The organism is Actinomycetota bacterium (assembly GCA_030019255.1).
Taxonomy (GTDB): Bacteria; Actinomycetota; Geothermincolia; order Geothermincolales; family RBG-13-55-18; genus Solincola_A.
In genome coordinates, this window is the sequence record JASEFK010000041.1 from 1 (window position 1) to 572 (window position 572).

General features: G+C 65.4%; 2 protein-coding genes. Both read right to left on the minus strand.

Annotated features, from left to right (window positions below; all coding sequences use genetic code 11):
- A partial coding sequence (gene pyrH / locus QME84_12770) for a UMP kinase (GenBank protein ID MDI6875136.1) occupies positions 1-190 on the minus strand: 190 nt, incomplete at its 3' end.
- 173 nt (positions 191-363) lie between these two features.
- A partial coding sequence (locus tag QME84_12775; protein MDI6875137.1) for a translation elongation factor Ts occupies positions 364-572 on the minus strand: 209 nt, incomplete at its 5' end.

Here is a 572-nt window from a genome sequence, read left to right on the forward strand (position 1 = left end):
CCGTGGCCAGCATGCCCACGTAGTCGGCCGCCGCGCGGTCCATGCCCCTGGCGCTCGCGGCCATGCCCCGGAAGATGTTGCCGCCCCCCACCACCACGGCTATCTGCACCCCCAGGCGGTTCACCTCCGCCAGCTCGTCGGCGATGACCCCCACCGTCTCGGGATCTATGCCGTATTCCAGGCGGCCCATGAAGGCCTCGCCGCTGAGCTTGATGAGCGCCCGCCTGTAAAGGGGCGTGGGTCTCTCTCCCTCGGCCAAGGCTGTCCTTTCCCCTTACGCGGTTCTTCGGAGACGGTCCCGTCCGACGTCCCGATAAGTTTTCTATTCCCTCCGACCGGATACCTTCCCCTCCGCCCGCCGTCCTATTCGGACGTCTCGCCGACCTGGAAGCGGACGAAGCGCCTTACCACGATGTTCTCGCCCGTCGCGGCGATGGTACGCTGCACCAGCTCCCGGATGGTGATCTCCGGGTCCTTCACGAAGGGCTGCTCCAGCAGGCACACCTCCTCGTAATATTTCTTGAGGCGTCCCTCCACGATCTTGTCCACCACCTTCTCCGGCTTTCCCTCCT